General features: G+C 34.4%; 17 protein-coding genes. 7 read left to right on the forward strand and 10 right to left on the reverse strand.

What is annotated here, in order from left to right:
• From OA86_RS09800 to OA86_RS09815, 4 genes are all read right to left on the reverse strand, one after another.
• Positions 1 to 573 carry a YceI family protein gene (locus OA86_RS09800; RefSeq protein ID WP_039352550.1) on the reverse strand — a complete coding sequence of 191 codons (573 nt, stop codon included), beginning with the start codon at positions 571 to 573 and terminating at the stop codon, positions 1 to 3.
• An 83-nt stretch (positions 574 to 656) separates the two neighbouring features.
• The gene (locus OA86_RS09805; RefSeq protein WP_039352357.1) at positions 657 to 1,703 is read right to left on the reverse strand and encodes a glucokinase; all 1,047 of its coding nucleotides are present in this window, start codon (positions 1,701 to 1,703) and stop codon (positions 657 to 659) included.
• Between the two features lie 126 nt (positions 1,704 to 1,829).
• Positions 1,830 to 2,399 carry a hypothetical protein gene (locus OA86_RS09810; protein WP_039352362.1) on the reverse strand — a complete coding sequence of 190 codons (570 nt, stop codon included), beginning with the start codon at positions 2,397 to 2,399 and terminating at the stop codon, positions 1,830 to 1,832.
• A gap of 250 nt (positions 2,400 to 2,649) precedes the next feature.
• On the reverse strand, positions 2,650 to 2,937 hold the full coding sequence (locus OA86_RS09815) for a rhodanese-like domain-containing protein (RefSeq protein WP_039352365.1): 288 nt from the start codon (positions 2,935 to 2,937) through the stop codon (positions 2,650 to 2,652).
• A gap of 114 nt (positions 2,938 to 3,051) precedes the next feature.
• On the opposite strand from OA86_RS09815, the gene queG reads away from it, so the two are divergent.
• From queG to OA86_RS09830, 3 genes are all read left to right on the forward strand, one after another.
• Entirely contained in the window at positions 3,052 to 3,981 is a 930-nt protein-coding gene (gene queG, locus OA86_RS09820; RefSeq protein ID WP_039352368.1) for a tRNA epoxyqueuosine(34) reductase QueG, read from the forward strand.
• Between the two features lie 19 nt (positions 3,982 to 4,000).
• On the forward strand, positions 4,001 to 4,681 hold the full coding sequence (locus tag OA86_RS09825) for a TIGR02117 family protein (RefSeq protein WP_039352372.1): 681 nt from the start codon (positions 4,001 to 4,003) through the stop codon (positions 4,679 to 4,681).
• A gap of 107 nt (positions 4,682 to 4,788) precedes the next feature.
• Entirely contained in the window at positions 4,789 to 5,877 is a 1,089-nt protein-coding gene (locus OA86_RS09830) for a transporter substrate-binding domain-containing protein (protein WP_039352375.1), read from the forward strand.
• A gap of 538 nt (positions 5,878 to 6,415) precedes the next feature.
• Here the strand turns inward: OA86_RS09830 and OA86_RS09835 are convergent.
• Positions 6,416 to 6,973: a Crp/Fnr family transcriptional regulator gene (locus tag OA86_RS09835; RefSeq protein ID WP_169743953.1), complete on the reverse strand. Its 558-nt coding sequence runs from the start codon at positions 6,971 to 6,973 to the stop codon at positions 6,416 to 6,418.
• Positions 6,974 to 7,253: 280 nt separating this feature from the next.
• Between OA86_RS09835 and OA86_RS09840 the strand changes: the two genes are divergently transcribed.
• From OA86_RS09840 to aspA, 4 genes are all read left to right on the forward strand, one after another.
• A complete protein-coding gene (locus OA86_RS09840; RefSeq protein ID WP_039352380.1) occupies positions 7,254 to 8,585 on the forward strand; it encodes an anaerobic C4-dicarboxylate transporter family protein in 1,332 nt (443 codons plus the stop codon).
• Between the two features lie 51 nt (positions 8,586 to 8,636).
• A complete protein-coding gene (ansB, locus tag OA86_RS09845) occupies positions 8,637 to 9,680 on the forward strand; it encodes an L-asparaginase 2 (RefSeq protein ID WP_375600438.1) in 1,044 nt (347 codons plus the stop codon).
• Positions 9,681 to 9,716: 36 nt separating this feature from the next.
• On the forward strand, positions 9,717 to 10,877 hold the full coding sequence (locus OA86_RS09850; protein WP_039352386.1) for a porin: 1,161 nt from the start codon (positions 9,717 to 9,719) through the stop codon (positions 10,875 to 10,877).
• 88 nt (positions 10,878 to 10,965) lie between these two features.
• Positions 10,966 to 12,363, forward strand: a complete 1,398-nt coding sequence (aspA, locus tag OA86_RS09855; RefSeq protein WP_039352553.1) for an aspartate ammonia-lyase — start codon at positions 10,966 to 10,968, stop codon at positions 12,361 to 12,363.
• A gap of 238 nt (positions 12,364 to 12,601) precedes the next feature.
• Here aspA and OA86_RS09860 read toward each other — a convergent pair whose 3' ends face one another.
• The 5 genes from OA86_RS09860 to OA86_RS09880 all read right to left on the reverse strand — a co-directional run bounded on the left by OA86_RS09860 (position 12,602) and on the right by OA86_RS09880 (position 18,881).
• Entirely contained in the window at positions 12,602 to 13,885 is a 1,284-nt protein-coding gene (locus OA86_RS09860; protein WP_039352389.1) for a TolC family protein, read from the reverse strand.
• Positions 13,886 to 13,977: 92 nt separating this feature from the next.
• On the reverse strand, positions 13,978 to 16,392 hold the full coding sequence (locus OA86_RS09865) for an ABC transporter permease (protein ID WP_039352392.1): 2,415 nt from the start codon (positions 16,390 to 16,392) through the stop codon (positions 13,978 to 13,980).
• Between the two features lie 118 nt (positions 16,393 to 16,510).
• Positions 16,511 to 17,233 carry an ABC transporter ATP-binding protein gene (locus OA86_RS09870; RefSeq protein WP_039352395.1) on the reverse strand — a complete coding sequence of 241 codons (723 nt, stop codon included), beginning with the start codon at positions 17,231 to 17,233 and terminating at the stop codon, positions 16,511 to 16,513.
• Between the two features lie 12 nt (positions 17,234 to 17,245).
• The gene (locus OA86_RS09875) at positions 17,246 to 17,665 is read right to left on the reverse strand and encodes a hypothetical protein (protein WP_039352398.1); all 420 of its coding nucleotides are present in this window, start codon (positions 17,663 to 17,665) and stop codon (positions 17,246 to 17,248) included.
• Positions 17,640 to 18,881: an efflux RND transporter periplasmic adaptor subunit gene (locus OA86_RS09880; RefSeq protein WP_039352401.1), complete on the reverse strand. Its 1,242-nt coding sequence runs from the start codon at positions 18,879 to 18,881 to the stop codon at positions 17,640 to 17,642. The genes OA86_RS09875 and OA86_RS09880 overlap by 26 nt, the downstream gene beginning before the upstream one ends.
• Positions 18,882 to 18,936: the final 55 nt, after the last annotated feature.

Genomic DNA, 18,936 nt, shown 5'->3' on the forward strand with positions numbered 1-18,936 from the left:
TTACTTTGCGACGATAGAAATATTCATTTCAACATCATTACTGATGAGCATATCTTCGAAAATATTATAATTTAAACCAAAACTTTTACGGTTAAATGTAAATCTTGCAGAAGTCAATTTTATTTCGTCATTAATTTGAGAAACTTTCGCGGGAAAATTCACATTTTTAGAAATTCCTTTGATTGTTAAAACGCCATTAATTTGATAATTAAAAACTCCTCCATTTAATTTTCTGACCGATTTAATTTGATAGGTGGAAACCGGATATTTAGCAGCGTCGAAAAAATCATCGCTTTTCAAATGATTCTCGAACATCTTTTTCAGTTTTGGATTACCGTTTAAATCTTCAGAATCCATAGACGTCATATCCATAACAAAATTTCCGCCTGCGATTTCACTGCCTTTCACGAGGAGATTTCCCGACTTCAGTTTTAGGGTGCCATTGTGGGACAGAGCTTCTGCTTTCAACGTTTTATAACCTTTCCAGCGGATTTCTGAGGAAGTCACATTTTTAGTCTGTGCAAAAAGTATGATAGTAAAAAAGAGGAAAATAAAAGGAAGTAATTTTTTCATTTTGAAAATCGTTTTAAAAACATGCAAATTTAAACCAAAAAACTCCAGCAATTGCTGAAGTTTAAAATTTATATTTGAGGATTTTACTCTTCTGAAAAAGCCGCGTAAACAGCCGCTCCATTGATGATCGTATTCTTATCTTTAACCAAATAAATGGGAATATCTTTTAATAAAGAATCCATTTTATCGCTGATGATAAAGTTTTTATAGAACTTGTCATTATTCAAAAATTTCTCCACCATAATTGGTATTTCCCCCGTTAAAAACAAACCACCAGTTGCTTTTAATTTCAAAACCAAACTGTTTGCCTCTCTGGCGAGGAAGATAATGAAAGTATCGATCGTCATGTTACAGATACGATCTCTTTGTTCTAAAGCTCCATTAATAATAGCTTGCGTAAAATTACCTGCTTCAATTTCCTGAGTTAGCCAATCGGGTTGTTTCTGTTGCTTTACGTCTCTTAAAAAACGGTAAATATTGAATAATCCGGAAGTTGAAAGAACAGATTCCCAACTTACAATACCATAAATTTTCTGAAGAAACTGGTAAAACTCAACCTCATCTGTAGTTCTGGGAGAAAATTCACAGTGACCACCTTCTGTTGCGAAAGGGCGTAGAGAATTGCCATCATAAAATAATCCGGCTTCACCTAAACCATCTCCTGGCGATAAAAGCGCTACGTTTCCCGCAGCAAAATCATCTGAATTATGAAGGGTCAGATAACTGTCGTCATCATTTCCTAAACCATACGCTGAAGCTTCCAAATCATTGATGAGATATACCTTTTCAATTTGCGTATTTCTTTTAATTTCTTCAGCATCAACTTTCCAAGGTAAACGGGGTGGTTCACTTCTACCACCAATAACAGGACCTGGAACAGCTATTGCAATTTTGCTGATATTGGCAAGTGAATTATCTGAGACAAACTGTTTAATTATTTCTGAAATTGAGCTAAATTCTTGGGTTTTGTAAATATCCTCTCTTTTTGAAACTACTTTTCCATTTTGGGTAACAAAAAGTGCCACAAAAGTCTGGTCACGGCGAATGTCAGCCGAAATCAACGAAATATTATCGTTGCAGGCAGCCGAAAGCGCAGGTAAAAAAAGTTTGAATTTATTTCTGTTCTCCATTTCTTTTATGTTAATAACCAAAGATAATAATTGTTTTTAAAAAATATAGGAAAAAATAAAAAACCTTCTTAAAATATTTAAGAAGGTTTTTATGTTATTGACGTCGAAACATTGCTGTTGACGAAATTATTTTCCTAGTGGAATATTGTAACCAACACCTACACCAACAGAACCTGCGCTGTATTTTTGGTTTCCAATCTCTCCTTTGTCACCTGTGAAGGTTTTTTGATACTGTACTGCAAAATTCCAGTCCTTGTTGTGGTATCCTATTTCTGGTTTGATATAAAAACCACCATCAGGTCTTTGTGTATTTGCAAGATCGTTAGAAGCAACATTTTTATCACCTACGATAAAACCGTAACCAATATCAGTTCCTAAATAGAATCCCATTTGTTTTGGATAAATTCTGATCAAGGCTGCTACAGGAACTACACCGAAATCATTATTTTTGATTCCATTGTTATCTTTCCCAAAAAAATGAGTATAACCAGTTGCAATCCCTAAACCGAAACCTGGAGTTACCAAGTTCTGGTAAGCAAGGTCTAAACCTAAAGTTGCAGAAGCATTTTCTGCAGGAACTGCTAAACCTCCGTTAATACCAACTTTTAGCATGTTTCTCATGTCAGAGTTCTGAGCACTTACTAATCCTACTGTCATTAATCCTAAAGCAAGGATTGTTTTCTTCATTGATTTCATAATATCTAAATTTTTAATTTTACAGAAGGGTTACTTGTCAAAATCGTGCCAAAATCGAAAATAGGCTTCGTTTAAAAAGCTTTTTACCGGTTAACAATCTGGTTATCAACGAAATAAATTTCACAATTAATTAAACAAGCATTTAAATATTTATGTAATGTTTAACCGAATTTGTATTCTATTTTTTAAGTAAAACATAAAAAAAGAGTCAAATTATAAAATTTGACTCTTCAATATTGTTGAAATGATATTACAGATTTTCTAACTGCTGCATCATGTCATTATAACCGCCTCCATTGTAAACATCGGTCATTCCTTCCGATTTGAAATATTCAACTGCTTTTCCGCTTCTGTTTCCGCTTCTGCAAAAGAAAATTTTATTTCCTGCTAAATTGGTCACTTCCTGCTTTCTGTCTTCAATTTCGCCTAAAGGAATATTTTGTGCTTCCTCAATACTGCCATCCATTTCAAGTTCCATTGGTTCGCGAACATCTATCAAATGGTAGTTTCCTGCTTTTAGTACTTCTTCTATTGACATAATTATTTTATTTTAAGATTTATTTATTCCGGAAATTTCTAGAAAGTAAAACTTTAAGATTCTAAATCCTTAGAAGCAAATTTATGAAATAATGTTAGTTTTGCAATATCAAAAATGAATTCAAACGCAGAAAAATATTCAATAATTATTAAAGCCAAAGCAAAAAAGTTTGGTTTTCAAGATTGTGGAATTTCTAAAGCAGGTTTTTTAGAAAATGACGCCGTCGCTTTGGAAAATTGGCTGAAGAATGATTACCACGGAAAAATGTCTTACATGGAAAATCATTTTGATAAAAGACTTGATCCTACTCTTCTGGTTGAAGGTTCAAAATATGTTATTTCACTTTCTTATAATTATTTCCCGGAAGAAAAGCTGCCCACTATCAATACCTTTAAGATCTCTAAATATGCTTATGGGGAAGATTATCATGAAATCATTAAAGAGATCATGCAGGAAATGGTTGCCGAACTAAAGGATGAAATTGGTGATTTTCAATGTCGGGTTTTTACAGATTCAGCTCCGATTTTAGAAAGAAGCTGGGCCAGGAAATCTGGAATTGGCTGGGTCGGAAAAAATGCAAACCTCATCACTAAACAGAGTGGCTCTTTTTATTTTTTGGCAGAAATCATTTGCGATCTCGATCTCCAGGAGGATCATGCAACAACTGATCATTGCGGAACTTGTACAAAATGTATTGAAGCTTGCCCGACCGATGCCATTGTGTCTGACAAAATTATTGATGGCAGTAAATGTATCTCCTACGCAACGATTGAACTTAAAGATGAAATTCCCGCAGGTTTTACAGACAAAATGGAAGACTGGATGTTTGGTTGCGATATTTGTCAGGACGTTTGTCCCTGGAATCGGTTTTCATCACCTCATCAGCAGGAAAAATTTAAGCCCAATTCTATACTAAAAAATTACAAAAAAGAAGATTGGAAAGAACTTACACAGGAATTATTCTCAGAAATCTTTCGAATATCCCCTTTAAAAAGAACGAAGTTTGCAGGATTAGAAAGAAATATTGAGTTTTTGAGTAAATAAATTTTATTACTTTTGAAAAATGAAGAAATTTATCCTTGTTATTCTTAAAACAATTTGGGCCATCATCGGATTAATCGCAATTTACGTATTGTTAGGTTTTTTAATCCCTTATATTGAAGTGCCTGCAAAAGAAGTTCAACAACCCAAAAATATCACCGCTTATATTTTGACGAATGGTGTTCATACCGATTTAGTAGTTCCTATTAAATCTGCAGAAATTGACTGGAGCAAAGAAATTTCTTTTGAAAACACGCTTTCGAAAAGAACAGATTTCAATTATTTATCTATCGGTTGGGGCGACAAAGGATTTTATCTTGATACACCAACTTGGGCTGATTTGAAAGTTTCTACGGCATTTAAAGCAGCTTTTTGGCTGAATGAATCTGCGATGCACTGTACTTTTTACGATAAAATGACAGAAGGAAAAGACTGTAAAAAAATCATGTTGACGCATGATCAATATTTGGCATTGATTGATTTTATTCAAAATAAATTTGACCACGACAAAAACGGAAACCCAATTCTTATAAAAACCGATGCTGTTTACGGAAAAAACGATGCCTTTTATGATGCAAAAGGAAGTTACAGTTTCCTGAATACCTGTAATACCTGGACAAATAACGGTTTAATTGTGGCGGGACAAAAAGCGGCGTTCTGGACCCCAAGTGATTTTGGAATTTTCCAGCATTACAAAAATTAATTTTTTCAAAAGAGATTTTCCTTAAATTGATAAATTGCTTATCTCTTCATTTAAAAGAAAATTTATTAAAATCTAATTATTTCTTTAGTAAATACCAAAAAATAATAATGAGATTTATTGTACTCTTACTTTTCAACTTCACTATTCTGTTTCCTTCTTTTGCAAACGGACAATCCGTTCAGCTTAAAACCGACGATTTAAAAGTTGGAATTTCTGGCACCGCACCTTTCGTTATAATGGAAGCCGGAAATCCTACACCTCAAGGTATTTCCGCCACATTATGGAAAGAAATCGCAAGTGACTTGAAATGGAAATTCACCTATCAACATTACAATACAGTTAATCTTGCATTAGAAGCTTTAAAAAAAGGCGAAGTAGATATAGTTGTAGGTCCGGTAACCATCAATTCTCAGAGATTAGAGAATTTTAAATTTTCACAGCCTTTTTACCAATCAAGTTTAGCGATTGCTTACAAAAAGGGAGAATTCAGCTTCTGGAATGTGATCAAACTTTTATTCAGTTTTAAATTATTGATTGCGATCGGAATCTTTATCATTATTCTCACTATTGTAGGAACATTGCTTTGGCTTGCAGAACGCAAAGAGTCGCCCGATCAATTCCCTGATCAACCTGTAAAAGGAATCGGAACCGGAATGTGGTTAGCTATTGTAACGATGAGTACGACGGGTTATGGAGATAAAGCACCGATAACTTTAGCGGGTCGTATTATCGCCGGAACGTGGATGATCGTTTCTATTATTTCTGCTACTTCAATGGTCGCAGGAATTGCGAGCGTTTTAACTTTTTCAAATTTTCAGTCCATTGATATTAAAAATATTGAACAGTTGAACGGAAAAAAAGTAGCAACGATTTCAGGTTCGCCATCTGTAGATTTTTTAAAGGAATATAACGTGAACATAAAACCAGTACAAAATTTAGATAAAGCGGTCAAAATGCTCAATGAAAAACAAGTCGATGCAATTGTTTATGACCGTCCGCAATTATTATTTTATAGTCAGAATCATGAAGATGATGATCTGCAGATCGCCAAAGCTGAATATTATAAGCAAGGCTATGGATTTGTTTTCCCAAAAGAAAGCCCTTTAACATACGACATTAACCGTACTTTACTGGAACTGGCAGAAAAAGGAGACACCTCAAAAATTATAGAAAAATATCTTGGAAAAGAAAACTAGTTAATTATATTCTTCGAATTATAACTTCTAATAACAGCGTTGTAAGCTACGGTTTTAGGAAATTCTTTTAAGAAAACTAAAAACCTAAAGATAAACACTGCGCCAAAAGATTTAAATTTGAGATGTATTCTATGGAAAGTAAAAAAGTTTATTCTTACGACCAATCTTCTTCAAAAAAACAGCAATGGAAATTTGAAAATCCAAACAAAAACTGGAGTTAAGGAATATATATTTTGAATTCAGTTGTTAACGATGAAAAATTAATGAGTACGAAACTTATTAAAAAATAGAAAGAAAATTACTACTATTTAAGAACAAATACCGGAAATTAATTTCCGGTATTTTATATTTTATGCTGTATTAGTTGACAGCTTTTTAATTATTAAATTTAAATGATTTTAAATAGGTGGAGAAATATTTGCTTTAACAGAAATATTAATTGCTTTTTTTCGAACCTCTCTAATTACGTTACTTACTTCGTATAAGTAACTTAAGTAGCAATATAATTCATCGCGTTTCGATAAAGATCGTCAAAATTTTATCCAAACTGCTTTAAATTATGTAATGCGGAAATATTGATCAATTTTATGCAACCATCATTATATTCGATATATCCCGCAAGTGTAAAATCATTGAGGCACTTACACACATTCTCTCGTGAATATCCTAAAACTTCACTAATTTCTTTTTGCTTCAAAAAATTTAAGCAGTCTTTTTCGTTATAATGCAACAAAAAATCAGCGAGTGCGCCATTTATTTTATGCATTTTATAACTTAGGAGATTTCTTGCAAGGGTAGTTATATTTTCGCTTGACTTATTATAAACATCTACAAGAAATGTTGAATTTGTGGATACAAACTTTTTAAAAACATTTTTTTCAAACTGTATCACCTCTGTTCCTTTTACCCCATAGGCAGAGAAAAAAATAGGTTCTTCTTTGAACAATAATCGTAATCCAATAAAATCACCTTCACCATATAAGTCACACAACCGATTCTTCTGATCTTTTATTTTTACCTGTCCTTTATAAATGTAAAAAACAGAAAACAAAAAGCTTTCGTTTTTAATAAACATCTCTTCCTGGTCAAATTTCATCAGCGAAGCGTTGGAATTAAGGACGCCCCTTTCATGATCGCTTAAGTTGGTAAAAAAAGAATTGTATACATAATCTTCGGGTATGGTCATAGAATTTACTTTTTAGCAATGTACTTATTATATGGTAGTTATTCTTAAAATAATAGGGTGAATTAAATCATTTAAGTAATTGTTCACATTTCATCGTGATAAAATTAACGACCAACTGCAAAATACGTCATACCAAAAAATTAGAAAATAATTTGATTCCTGTCGACCTTTACATCATAAAATTCGACTCATGGAATACGCAGTATATTTAGAACTCTTAGTTGTTTTGGCCGCAATCTTTGTTGGTGCGAAAGTAGGAGGTATCGGATTGGGAATATTTGGGATGTTGGGAATGTCTATTTTGGTATTTATATTTAAGTTGCCTCCCGGAAATGCACCAATAGAAGTGATGTTAATGATTGTTGCGGTAATTACTGCAGCTTCTTCCTTACAAGCAGCCGGTGGATTGGAATATCTGGTAAAAGTGGCTGAAAAAATCCTCAGAAAAAACCCAGGATCAATTACTTTTCTTGCTCCAATAGTATGTTATGTTTTTACCTTCCTGGCAGGAACCGGACATATTGCTTATTCTTTATTACCAATCATTGCAGAGATCGCAACAGAGAGTAAAGTTCGTCCAGAACGCCCACTAAGTGTTTCAGTTATTGCTTCTCAGCAAGCAATCACGGCAAGTCCGATTTCTGCTGCAACTGCTGCTTTATTGAGTACAAGTCTCTTAGGAGGTCAAGGAGTAGAAATGATTGATATTTTAATGGTCTGCGTTCCAGCCACGATCATTGGTGTTCTCTGTGCAGCATTCGTTGTTAATTTTATAGGAGTCGATTTAGAAAAAGATCCTATTTATTTAAAAAGACTACAAGAAGGTTTAATAACCCACGATGAGATGACGGTTACCACCGCTAAAAAAGGAAATCACGGACCGCTAATCGCTGTTGTTCTTTTTTTAATGGGTGTTTTTTCTGTAGTCCTTTTTGGTTCTATACCTTCTTTGCGACCTTCATTCCTAGTTGATGGCGCAATAGTAAATGTTACGATGGCACAAATCATACAAATTATTATGATGTCAACCGCTGGATTAATTCTCATTTTTGCTAAAGCAGACGTCACAAAAGCGGTAAACGGAAGTATTTTTATTGCGGGCATGCAAGCAGTAATTGCAATATTTGGAATTGCCTGGATGGGCGATACTTTCTTCAACGGAAATCTTGCTTTTTTCAAAGACAATATTCAAACTTTAGTAACTGCTTATCCTTTCCTATTTGCACTTGCTTTATTTGTAATGTCCATCTTACTGTTTAGTCAAGCTGCTACAGTGCGAACGCTTTATCCTCTAGGTTTAGCATTGGGAATTTCTCCGATGGCTTTAGTAGCAATGTTCCCAGCGGTTAATGGTTATTTCTTTCTCCCAAATTATCCAACAGTGGTGGCGGCAATTAACTTCGATAGAACAGGAACGACTAGAATTGGAAAATACGTCATCAATCACTCCTTTCAAATACCCGGTTTTGTCTCAACCATCGTGGCGATTGGAGTAGGTTATCTCATTATCAGTTTTATGTAATTAAAAATAAAAACAATTTATAAATTTTAAAAATTCATTATTATGAAAACAATGACAAACTTAATTTTCGCAGTCTTAATGACTATTTCTGCGACTATTTCCGCTCAAAATGCGAAGATCAGAATTATTGCTACAGGCGGTACAATCGCTGGAGTTAGCAAATCTGCAACCGAATCTAATTACAAAGCCGGTGAATTAGGAATCTATCAACTCTTACAAGCGGTTCCGGAAGTAAAAACGGTAGCTAATGTAAGTGGAGAACAACTCGTGAAAATTGGTTCACAGGACATGAATGACGACGTTTGGTTGAAACTCGCAAAACGAATCAATGTATTATTGAATGAAGAAGGTTACGACGGTGTCGTGATTACTCATGGTACAGACACCATGGAAGAAACTGCTTACTTTCTAAACTTAACTGTTCATAGCCAAAAACCGGTTGTATTAGTTGGTTCAATGCGTCCTGCAACTGCAATGAGCGCAGATGGACCTTTGAATTTGTATAATGCCGTAGTAGTTGCCGCAAGTCCTGAAGCTAAAGGCAGAGGAGTAATGGTTGCCATGAATGAAATCGTACTAGATGCTAAAGATGTAGTAAAAACAAATACCTTGGAAGTAGGAACTTTTAAAGGAGGGAATTTTGGCTCGCTTGCATATATTCATAATGGTAAAGTCTTCTTCAACAGAACGCCAGGAAATAAACATACTTACCAATCTGTATTTAATGTAGATAAATTGAACGAATTACCAAAAGTTGGTATCATATACAGCTACTCAAATGTTTCTGACTTACCAATGAAAGCTTTCATGAACGCAAAGTTTGATGGGATCGTACATGCGGGAGTTGGTAATGGAAATTTCTATCACACTATTTTGGATTTAGCTATTGAAGCTCAGAAAAACGGAATTCAGATCGTTCGTTCTTCCAGAGTTCCTACTGGTGCCACCACTCTTGATGCTGAGATTGATGATGCAAAATATAATTTCGTTGCCTCACAAACTCTTAATCCACAAAAAGCTCGAATTCTATTGATGCTTTCTTTAACAAAAACTAAAGATTGGAAACAAATTCAGCAGTATTTCAATGAGTATTAATGATAAAGATTCGTAGTTAAACAAAATCTATTAGTAATGAAAAAATATATCACAACCTTAGCTGCCTGCGTTTTCTCTTTAGGTATTTATGCGCAACAAAATCCGACCACCACTCCTGCTGAAGCTAAGATTTCGTACTTGGAGAAACATAATGAACAACTTAATATATTCTTTAATTTTCAATCAAGTTTTGATGCAGTTGCGACAACAGGTCAGGATACCGAATTGGGTTTTAAAGCAAGACAGTTGCGTCTTGAAATTAAGGGTAATCTTAGCGACAAAATATTCTACCGATTCCGTCACCGTTTGAACAAAGCAACGAATGCACAAACTTTAGATAATCTTGCAAAAGCTACAGACATTATGTATGTAGGATACAAAGCCACAGATAAATTTACCATCGTAGCCGGTAAACAATGTCAAGCTTGGGGTGGTTTTGAATTTGATACCAATCCAATGAACATCTATGAATATTCAGATTTTATAGAAAATATGGATAACTTCATGTTAGGAGCCAACTTTATTTATCAAGCTACCAAAGATCAGGAACTACAATTACAGATTACCGATAGCCGGAATTCAAAATTAGAAGATATATATGGTGATTTATCTTCACAGGGAATCGAGGCTTCCACCAGTCCGTTAACGTATATCCTCAACTGGAATGGTAGTTTCTTGAACAACCGGTTCCAGACAAGATGGGCTTACGGAGTACAGACTCAAGCAAAAAATAAATATTCTAAAATGATCACGTTGGGAAATAAAGTCAACCTCAATCAGTTTCAACTGGCTTTCGATTATATGAGAGCAGATGAAGATATTGACCGATTGGGTTACGCCACGACAGACGGCGCTGATTACTTGGCTTTGCATGATCAGAAAATTTTTGAAAATGTGACTTCTAATACTTTCATTTTAAAAGCGGATTATCAACCAGTACCAAAGTGGAATATTTTTGCCAAAGGTTTGTACGAAACTACCTCTGTGAAAAATGTACCGAATTATAATGACAATTTTAGAAAAGCCTACGGTTATTTTGGCGGTGTAGAATATATGCCGTTCAAAGATCAGGATCTAAAAGTCTTCTTAGCCTATATCGGAAGAAAGTATGAGTTTTCAAATTCCCTTCCTTCTCTAAAGGATTATAATACCAACCGGGTTAGTCTTGGATTAATGTACAGAATAAAAGCTTATTAAGCTAAAACACCCTTTAAGAAGCAGGAAAGAATGACCTTAAATTCTTTCCGCTTCTTTAAAATTAATGATTTCTTTAAAATATATTACAATGAAAAATTATAGAATAGAATCCGATTTACTCGGAGAATTGAAAGTCCCTATCGATGCTTATTATGGAGTACAAACACAACGTGCTGTAGATAATTTCTACATCACAGGAAATAAAATGGGTGAATACCCAGAGTTTGTTAAAGCGATTGCTTATGTAAAACTTGCAGCAGCAAAAACCAATCATGAAATGGGTCTTTTAGATGATAAAATGGCAGAAGCAATTTATCAGGCGTGTCAAGAAATTATTGACGGTAAGTTCCACGATCAGTTCCCTGTTGATATGATTCAGGGTGGCGCAGGAACTTCGGTTAATATGAATGCGAATGAGGTATTAGCAAACCGAGCTTTAGAAATAATGGGCTTCGAAAAAGGCGATTACCAACATTGTTATCCCAATGATCATTTGAATCTATCGCAGTCAACCAACGATGTTTATCCGACCACTGTAAGACTCACCATTATCATGATGAATCATATTTTGGTGGATCATTTAGCAGATCTAAATAATGCTTTTCGAAAAAAAGGAAAAGAGTTCAGTGACGTTATCAAAATGGGTCGAACTCAGTTGCAAGATGCAGTACCAATGACTTTAGGTCAAGAATTTGAAGCTTTTGCTGCTACTTTAGATGAAGAAATTACCTTGTTGAATAATATTTCTAATTTATTTTTAGAAATAAATATGGGCGGTACTGCAATTGGAACTGGCATCAATGCACCTAAAGGTTATCCTAAACTTTGCGCAGAAACACTGGCGAATCTTACTGGCGAGGCATTCATCTCTGCTCCGAATCTTGTAGAAGCTACACCAGATACAGGTTCTTACGTTATTTATTCTTCGGCACTTAAACGTTTGGCAGTTAAACTTTCCAAAATCTGTAACGATTTAAGATTGTTATCTTCCGGACCAAGAGCGGGTCTTAATGAGATCAATCTACCGAAAATGCAACCAGGATCTTCAATCATGCCGGGTAAAGTAAATCCTGTTATTCCTGAAGTAGTTAACCAGGTTTGTTATAAAGTAATCGGCAATGATTTAACCGTAACTTTCGCAGCAGAAGCAGGTCAATTGCAATTAAACGTAATGGAACCGGTACTTTGTGCGTCTATCGTTGAATCAATGATTTACTTACAAAGAGCAATGGATACTTTGCGAAGTAAATGTGTTGAAGGAATCACCGCAAATCGAGAAGTTTGCAAAAATTTAGTGATGAATAGTATTGGTATTGTAACTGCACTTAATCCGTACATCGGGTATAAAGCAAGTACAAAAATTGCTCAGGAAGCGATGGAAACAGGAAAAACCGTCTATGATTTAGTCTTGGAGCAAAATATTCTAACCAAAGAAAAGTTAGATGAGATCTTAGATCCTAAGAATATGTTGAGTTCACATGCTTAATTTCTATAAACAGCTATAATAAATAATAGAGTTTAGAGGTCAATTTTTACTATTTTCATTATTAAATAGTAAAAATTGTTCTTTAAATACATTATTCTTTTTCATATATATGCTTAGCAGTCATGTAGCACATAAGTAAATCAATTAAACTTCCTATAATAATGGGTAAGTTTTTACATTTAAACTTATTTTACAAATTACAATCTTAACCTCGCGCTTCTTCGTAATTCGCTTATCATCAATCCGCCTTCAGAACTTTTAATAATTCCGTCTGTTGCATAACTTCATTTTTACTGTTGATGATATTGTAATTCGCCTGTAGCCAGTTGTTTCTAACGATAAAAAAAGTATAGGCATCCATTAATCCTTCCTTGTATTTTTCTTCAGATTTTTGGAAAGATAATTTTTGGTTTTCAAAATTGGCTTGGAGTAACGTATATTTTTCTTCCGCATTTTGGAACTGTACTTTGATGGAATTCAGGCTTTGTGTCAAATTATTAATGATGAGTAATTTCTCATAATTGTAATTAATTACATTAAGTTTTGCAATTTCTACGGTATTTTTAACCTGCAGTTTATTGAAAATCGGAACAGAAAGTCCAAAACCAACCTGTTGACTTTTATTTCTTTGAAACTGATCCGATAATTGATCTGCAGTTTCCCCTAAGGTTTTGCTGTAAAAACTGGACCATGTATAAGAACCGACAATGACGGGTAGATACGCCGATTTTGCGAGACTGATGTTCTTTTCTGCAGCATTTATTTCGGAATCCACTGTTTTGTAAGCAGGATTTTTTTCTAAAAGACTTTTTACCAAATCGGGATCATTAAAATTGGCATCTGTAAGGTTTTCTTCACTCTTCTGAAATTCTAAAGAGTCTTTGGTAATGGCAAGTGCATTTAACAAATTTATCTTAGAAAGATCACGCGTATTCTTTGCACTAACCCATTGCTCCTGTAAAGTCCCAAGATTTGCTTTGATGTCATAAACATCACTTTTGGGTCTGTTCCCTATTTCCACTTCTTTCTCGGTACGTTTAATCTGACCTTCGATTCCGGAGATCTGAGTTTCCAGAACGTCCAGCCAGCTTTTACTATTCTGGTAGTTGAAAAAAAGATTAATTACGTTTAGTTTGACTTCATTCTGGACTTGTTTCAATTTGAAAGTTGAACTTTCTCTATTAATTTTTGATAAAGAAATATTGAGGTAATTGCGCCAGTTCAGAAGTTCCAAATTGGCTTGTGCAAAAACCTGATCGTACTGTGTATTAACTGCTTCCCGCTGATTATTGCTTTGATTAATGCCTAATCCGAAATTGTAATTATGATTGACTCCCGCTTCTGCAGAGGGAAGTAACATTCCTTTTGCCGCAGAGATCTGCCGGTCATTTTTCTGAATATTTACCGTCGCCTGTTTGACTAGCGGATGATGAGTCGCCGCATAATCAAGACTTTTTTGAAGCGTCCAACTTTGCTGAGCCGATAAAAAATTGATTAACAATATAAAAAAGAGATTCTTCATGATAGGTATTGGTTGATCGTTGTATGTTGAGGTTTTTGGTTGAGGGCTTTTGATATTTCTAACAACTAAAAACTGACAACCATCAACATAATTTACTCGTATTTTAGGTATTTAATGAGATTTACTTTGGTAGCTTGATATGCTTTAATACTAACAACCGCGAATGTTAAAAAAAGCAAACTAAAAAGACTCAAAATATAAGGCCAAACCGGCATATCTATTCGGTAAGCGAAATCTTTCAGCCATTCATTCATCAGATAATAACTGAGAGGAAAACTGAGGAGAACGGCAATTAAAGTGATCCACAAAAACTGTTTAGTTAAGCCAAAAATCAAGGTTTTGTCGGAGGCTCCTAATGTTTTTCTAATCGCAACATCTCTTAGTTTCTGCTCGATCATTAAAGAGGACAAAGCGAAAAGTCCGAGCAAAGCAACAATTAAAACCATGGCATTCAGGATTGTAAATAAAATTTGCTGTTTCTGATACTTTTCAAATGTTTTTGCAAATTTCTGATCGATAAAATAGTAATCAAAAGGATATCCTGACTCCACGTTAGTTTGCCAATAGTTTTTGATCCTCTTTACAGTTCCCTCAATATCATCTGGTTTTATTTTTACCTGAATGTTATAAACATTGAAACGTTTCCACTCTGTTTCTTTGTAATGAAAAAATATGATAGGATCTACAGCGCTTTTCGGATTCCAGATATTGAAATCCTTTATAACACCCACAATATTATAATCTTTGGTGTCGAATCCAGGACGGATCTTTTTCCCCACTGCATCATTATCCTTCCATCCAAATTTTCTTACGAAAGCTTCATTGACTAAAGCGTTGTTAATTGTATCTGAAGCGAGATTAGGATTTAACCACCGACCCTGTTTCAGTTTCACATTCATAAACTGTAGATAATTATAATCCATCGATCCATGCTGACCCTGAATACTTTTATCCTTATAATCCATATTAGAACTGCTGTATCTGCCGCTTCCTGGTACTGCTTCACCATATGAAACATCAGCAACACCCTGAATCTTTTTCATTTCAGTTTTTAAACGTTCATATTTTAACCATGGTTTTGGAGTTTCTTCATTAAAAAGAATCATCATCACCTGTTTTCCGCTATACCCTAAATCTTTGTTCATCATATATTTCACCTGGCTATTCACGATTAAACCACCAATGATGAAGAAGGATGAAATAATTAATTGCAGCGTAAGAATTCCGTTTCTGAGCCAAACTCCATGTTTGCTTCGGGCAAAATTTCCTTTCAAAGTTTCGATTGCTTTAAAATTAGAAAGATACAGGGCGGGAATTAATCCAGAAATTAAGGTGACCAGAATGACCATCGCAAAAGAATAAAAATAAATATGCCAATCATTCATCTTTATTTCTTTGTCATAGAATTTATTGAAACTGGGTAAAAGCAATTCCGCCAAAGCCAGCGATAACAAATAAGAAGCGATACAGATCATAAAGGTTTCCAGTAAAAATTGAAGAACCAAACTGAATTTAGTGCTTCCAATGGCTTTTCGTACTCCAATTTCTTTCGCACGTTGGGAAGCTTGAGCGGTTTTCAGGTTGATGAAATTAATGGCCGATAAAACCACAATTAAAACCGAAAGGATAAACAAAATCATCATGGTTTGGAAATCTCCGTTTCCGAACCAAGAAGCTTTCGCATGTAGTTTTATTTTGTCTAATGGAGTTAGCAAACTGTCTGTTGGACCATAAAGATCTAAATATTGCTGTACATTCAATCCCGATTCTTTACCATCTATTTTTGCTCTGTATTCAAAAATATCCTTCATTAATTTTTGTTGTATCACGATGGGATCTGTTCCTTTTTTAAGCATAAAAAAACAACCATAGTTAAAGTTCCCCCAGTTTTTTTCGTCATTTTTAATTTGCTCAACCGGATTGATGATGAAATCTGGTTTTATCTGGCTGTTTTCATTAGGTAATTCATAAACCGCAGTTACGACGTAATTTTTATTATTAAATTTCACACTTTCTCCGGCAACATTGGTTTTGCCGAATAAATTTTTGGCTGCAGTGGTAGATAAAACAATTACACCTTCACCCTTCAACGCATTTTTGTAACTCCCGGCAACCAGTTTAAAGGGAAAAAAATTAAAGAAACTTTCAGTAGCCGTCATTCCTTCTTTCTGATAAACTGTTTTATTTTTGGTTGTCATTTTTAAACCGATTCCGGAACCATTAAACAAAACATAATCTTCAACTTCTGGCACTACTTCTTTTGCGCGTCTTACTACAGGAATAGAAATATTATTTCCGTACGTATTGTCTGGTTTAAAATAGGATTGAAAAGCATAGATCTGATCTTTCTTCGGATTCCATTTTTCGTAGGATTCTTCATCATTCCAATGCATTAAGATGAGCATAAATCCGGTTAATCCGATCGTTAATCCAAAAAGATTAATAAGGGTAGAAAGCCAGTTTTTTTTATAATTAATAAAAGCGATTTTGAGCCAGTTGTTGAGCATAGTTGGTAGTTTATAATGGATAAACGATTGAAAAAAACCTCAGAGAAACAGAACTTTTCCGAATCCCTGAGAACAATTAAAAAATAGTTGAATGAATGTTCTTTTTTATGGAATTTGACTACTCAAAATTCTTAGAATCTGCTTTTTCGAATACATCTTTTCTTTGCGAAGAATGTTCTTCGCTAAAGATTTCTCCATCTTTCATGGTCACTATTTTAGAGGCGTAACCTGCGTCATAAGAGGAATGCGTTACCATCGCAATCGTAGAACCTTCTCTATGAAGTTCTGCCAAAAGATTCATCACCTCATTTCCGTTAGAACTGTCTAGATTTCCTGTTGGTTCATCGGCAAGAATCAGTTTTGGTTTCGTTACCAAAGCTCTTGCAACCGCAGCTCTTTGTTGTTGACCCCCGGAAAGTTGTTGTGGATAATGTCTTGCACGGTGCCCAATGTTGATTTTTTCCATGATCTCCTCTACTCTTTGTCTTCGTTCCGCGGAAGAAACGCCGTTGTAAATTAAAGGCAGTTCAATATTTTCAAAAACCGTGAGTTCATCAATGAGATTGAAATTCTGGAAGATAAATCCAATGTTCTGTTTTCTGAGTTCCGATTTTTTTCGCTCATTAAGACCAAGCGTTTCAGTTTCTCCGAATTTGTAAGAACCGGAAGAAGCGCTATCCAACAATCCTAAAATATTAAGAAAGGTAGATTTTCCACACCCAGACGGTCCCATAATGGCAACAAATTCGCCTTCTTTTATGCTTAAATTGACTTTGTTAAGCGCGTTGGTTTGTACATCTTCGGTTTTATAAACTTTGGAAAGGTTTTCTATGGTGATCATTGTATTTCTTTTTTAAGTGGTTATTTTTTTAATTAGACCAGTTTGGTCAATGCAGTATTTTAAATTTAAATCTTTGAGTAAAGTAATATTTTCCCATGCTACTCCTTTTATTCCCTCCAGATGAATTACGTTTCCGCTTTTGGAATATTGAACCAAAAAATTAGAATCATTTCTTTCTTCCGGATTTTTTTCCAGATTTACCGTTGTATTTTCATTAAGGATTACTTTTCTGTCAGCATTAAAACTTAGATACGAATAATTGCAACCTTTAGCACATTCAAAAACGACGTGATTATTTTTAAAGGAAATAATCCATTCTAATTCAGGTGATTTCTTTTCCTGACTTTGCGAATTGATGACACTGGAAAAGAAGCACATCACCAAAAGAATCAAGTTTTTCATATTTCTACTTATTAATGTTAATGATTTCATATTTTTTGATTTCTGAATAATCAGATGTGATGATCTTTTCGCCTGGTTTCAGTCCGGAAACGACTTCATAATACATCGGATTTTCTCGTCCAAGAATGATTTCTCTTTTTTCGGCTTTATTGTTTTTCACTACATATATCCATTTTCCGTTGGTATCTTTGTAGAAGTTACCTTTCGGGATCATCATACTTTGAGTGTCTGCAGAAAGTTTTAATTTAACACCGAAAGTCATCCCTATTTTAAGATTTTCAGGCTTTGCTTCAATGAAATTGAGTTCTATAGAAAACTGACCTTCTTTCACTTCGGGCAGAATTTTGGTAATAATCACTTCGAATTGTTTGGCATTATTTTCCAGACTACCTTTAATACCGTTCTGCAGTTTGTTGATGTAATATTCATCTACTTTTGCAATAAGTTTGTAACCACCCATTAAATCTACTTTTCCGATGCTTTCACCACTCGTCAGATTTTGTCCCAAAGAAATAGTAAACGAAGATAATCTTCCGGAAACGGGCGCCATAATGAGGAAATTATTTTTGTTAGAACGTAAAATATTTAAACTTTTCTCCATTTGATTGATGGAATTATTAATGGCTGAAAACTGGGAATTTCGGGATGTTCTTTCACTACTTGCACCTTTTTCAACAATTTGTTTTCTCTGTTTCTGGTAAGTTAGATTTTGAAGAGTGACATCATAATCTGTTTTCTTACCAATTTCTGCTTCATATAATCTTTTCTGAAGGTTGAAGGATTGCAAAGCCGTATTATAATCGTTTTGAGCTTGTAATAATTCTTTATCCTGAGTAAATTCCTGATTCTTCAATTCTAAAAGGGAGCTTCTCATTTGACTGATCTGCTGCATAATTCCTGTTTCCTGATTCAGATAATTAAATTCTGTATTCGGATTGTAAACTCTGGCAATCGGTTGTCCTTTCGTTACCATTTGTCCATCTTCTGCAAAAATTTCTTTTACAGCGCCACCTTCCACCACATTCACCATCGACGAATTTAGAGATTGTGTTTGCGCAGTTACCATAAGCATATCTTCAAACTTTCCTTTGGTTACTCCATCAATCGTAAGGTCATCTAACTTCACATTATAAGTTTTTTTCTGATTAAGAAAATACCATCCAAAGAGTGAAACAGCTAAAGCAGAAGCAAAGACAATTAATACTAATTTCAGTTTCGATTTATTTTTTACTATTTTCGTATCCATATTTTAGATAACTAATTTATTTACAGAACAATACACAATGCAAGTGCCAGAGATT

The sequence above is a fragment of the Kaistella jeonii genome (assembly GCF_000812865.1).
Classification (GTDB): Bacteria; Bacteroidota; Bacteroidia; order Flavobacteriales; family Weeksellaceae; genus Kaistella; species Kaistella jeonii.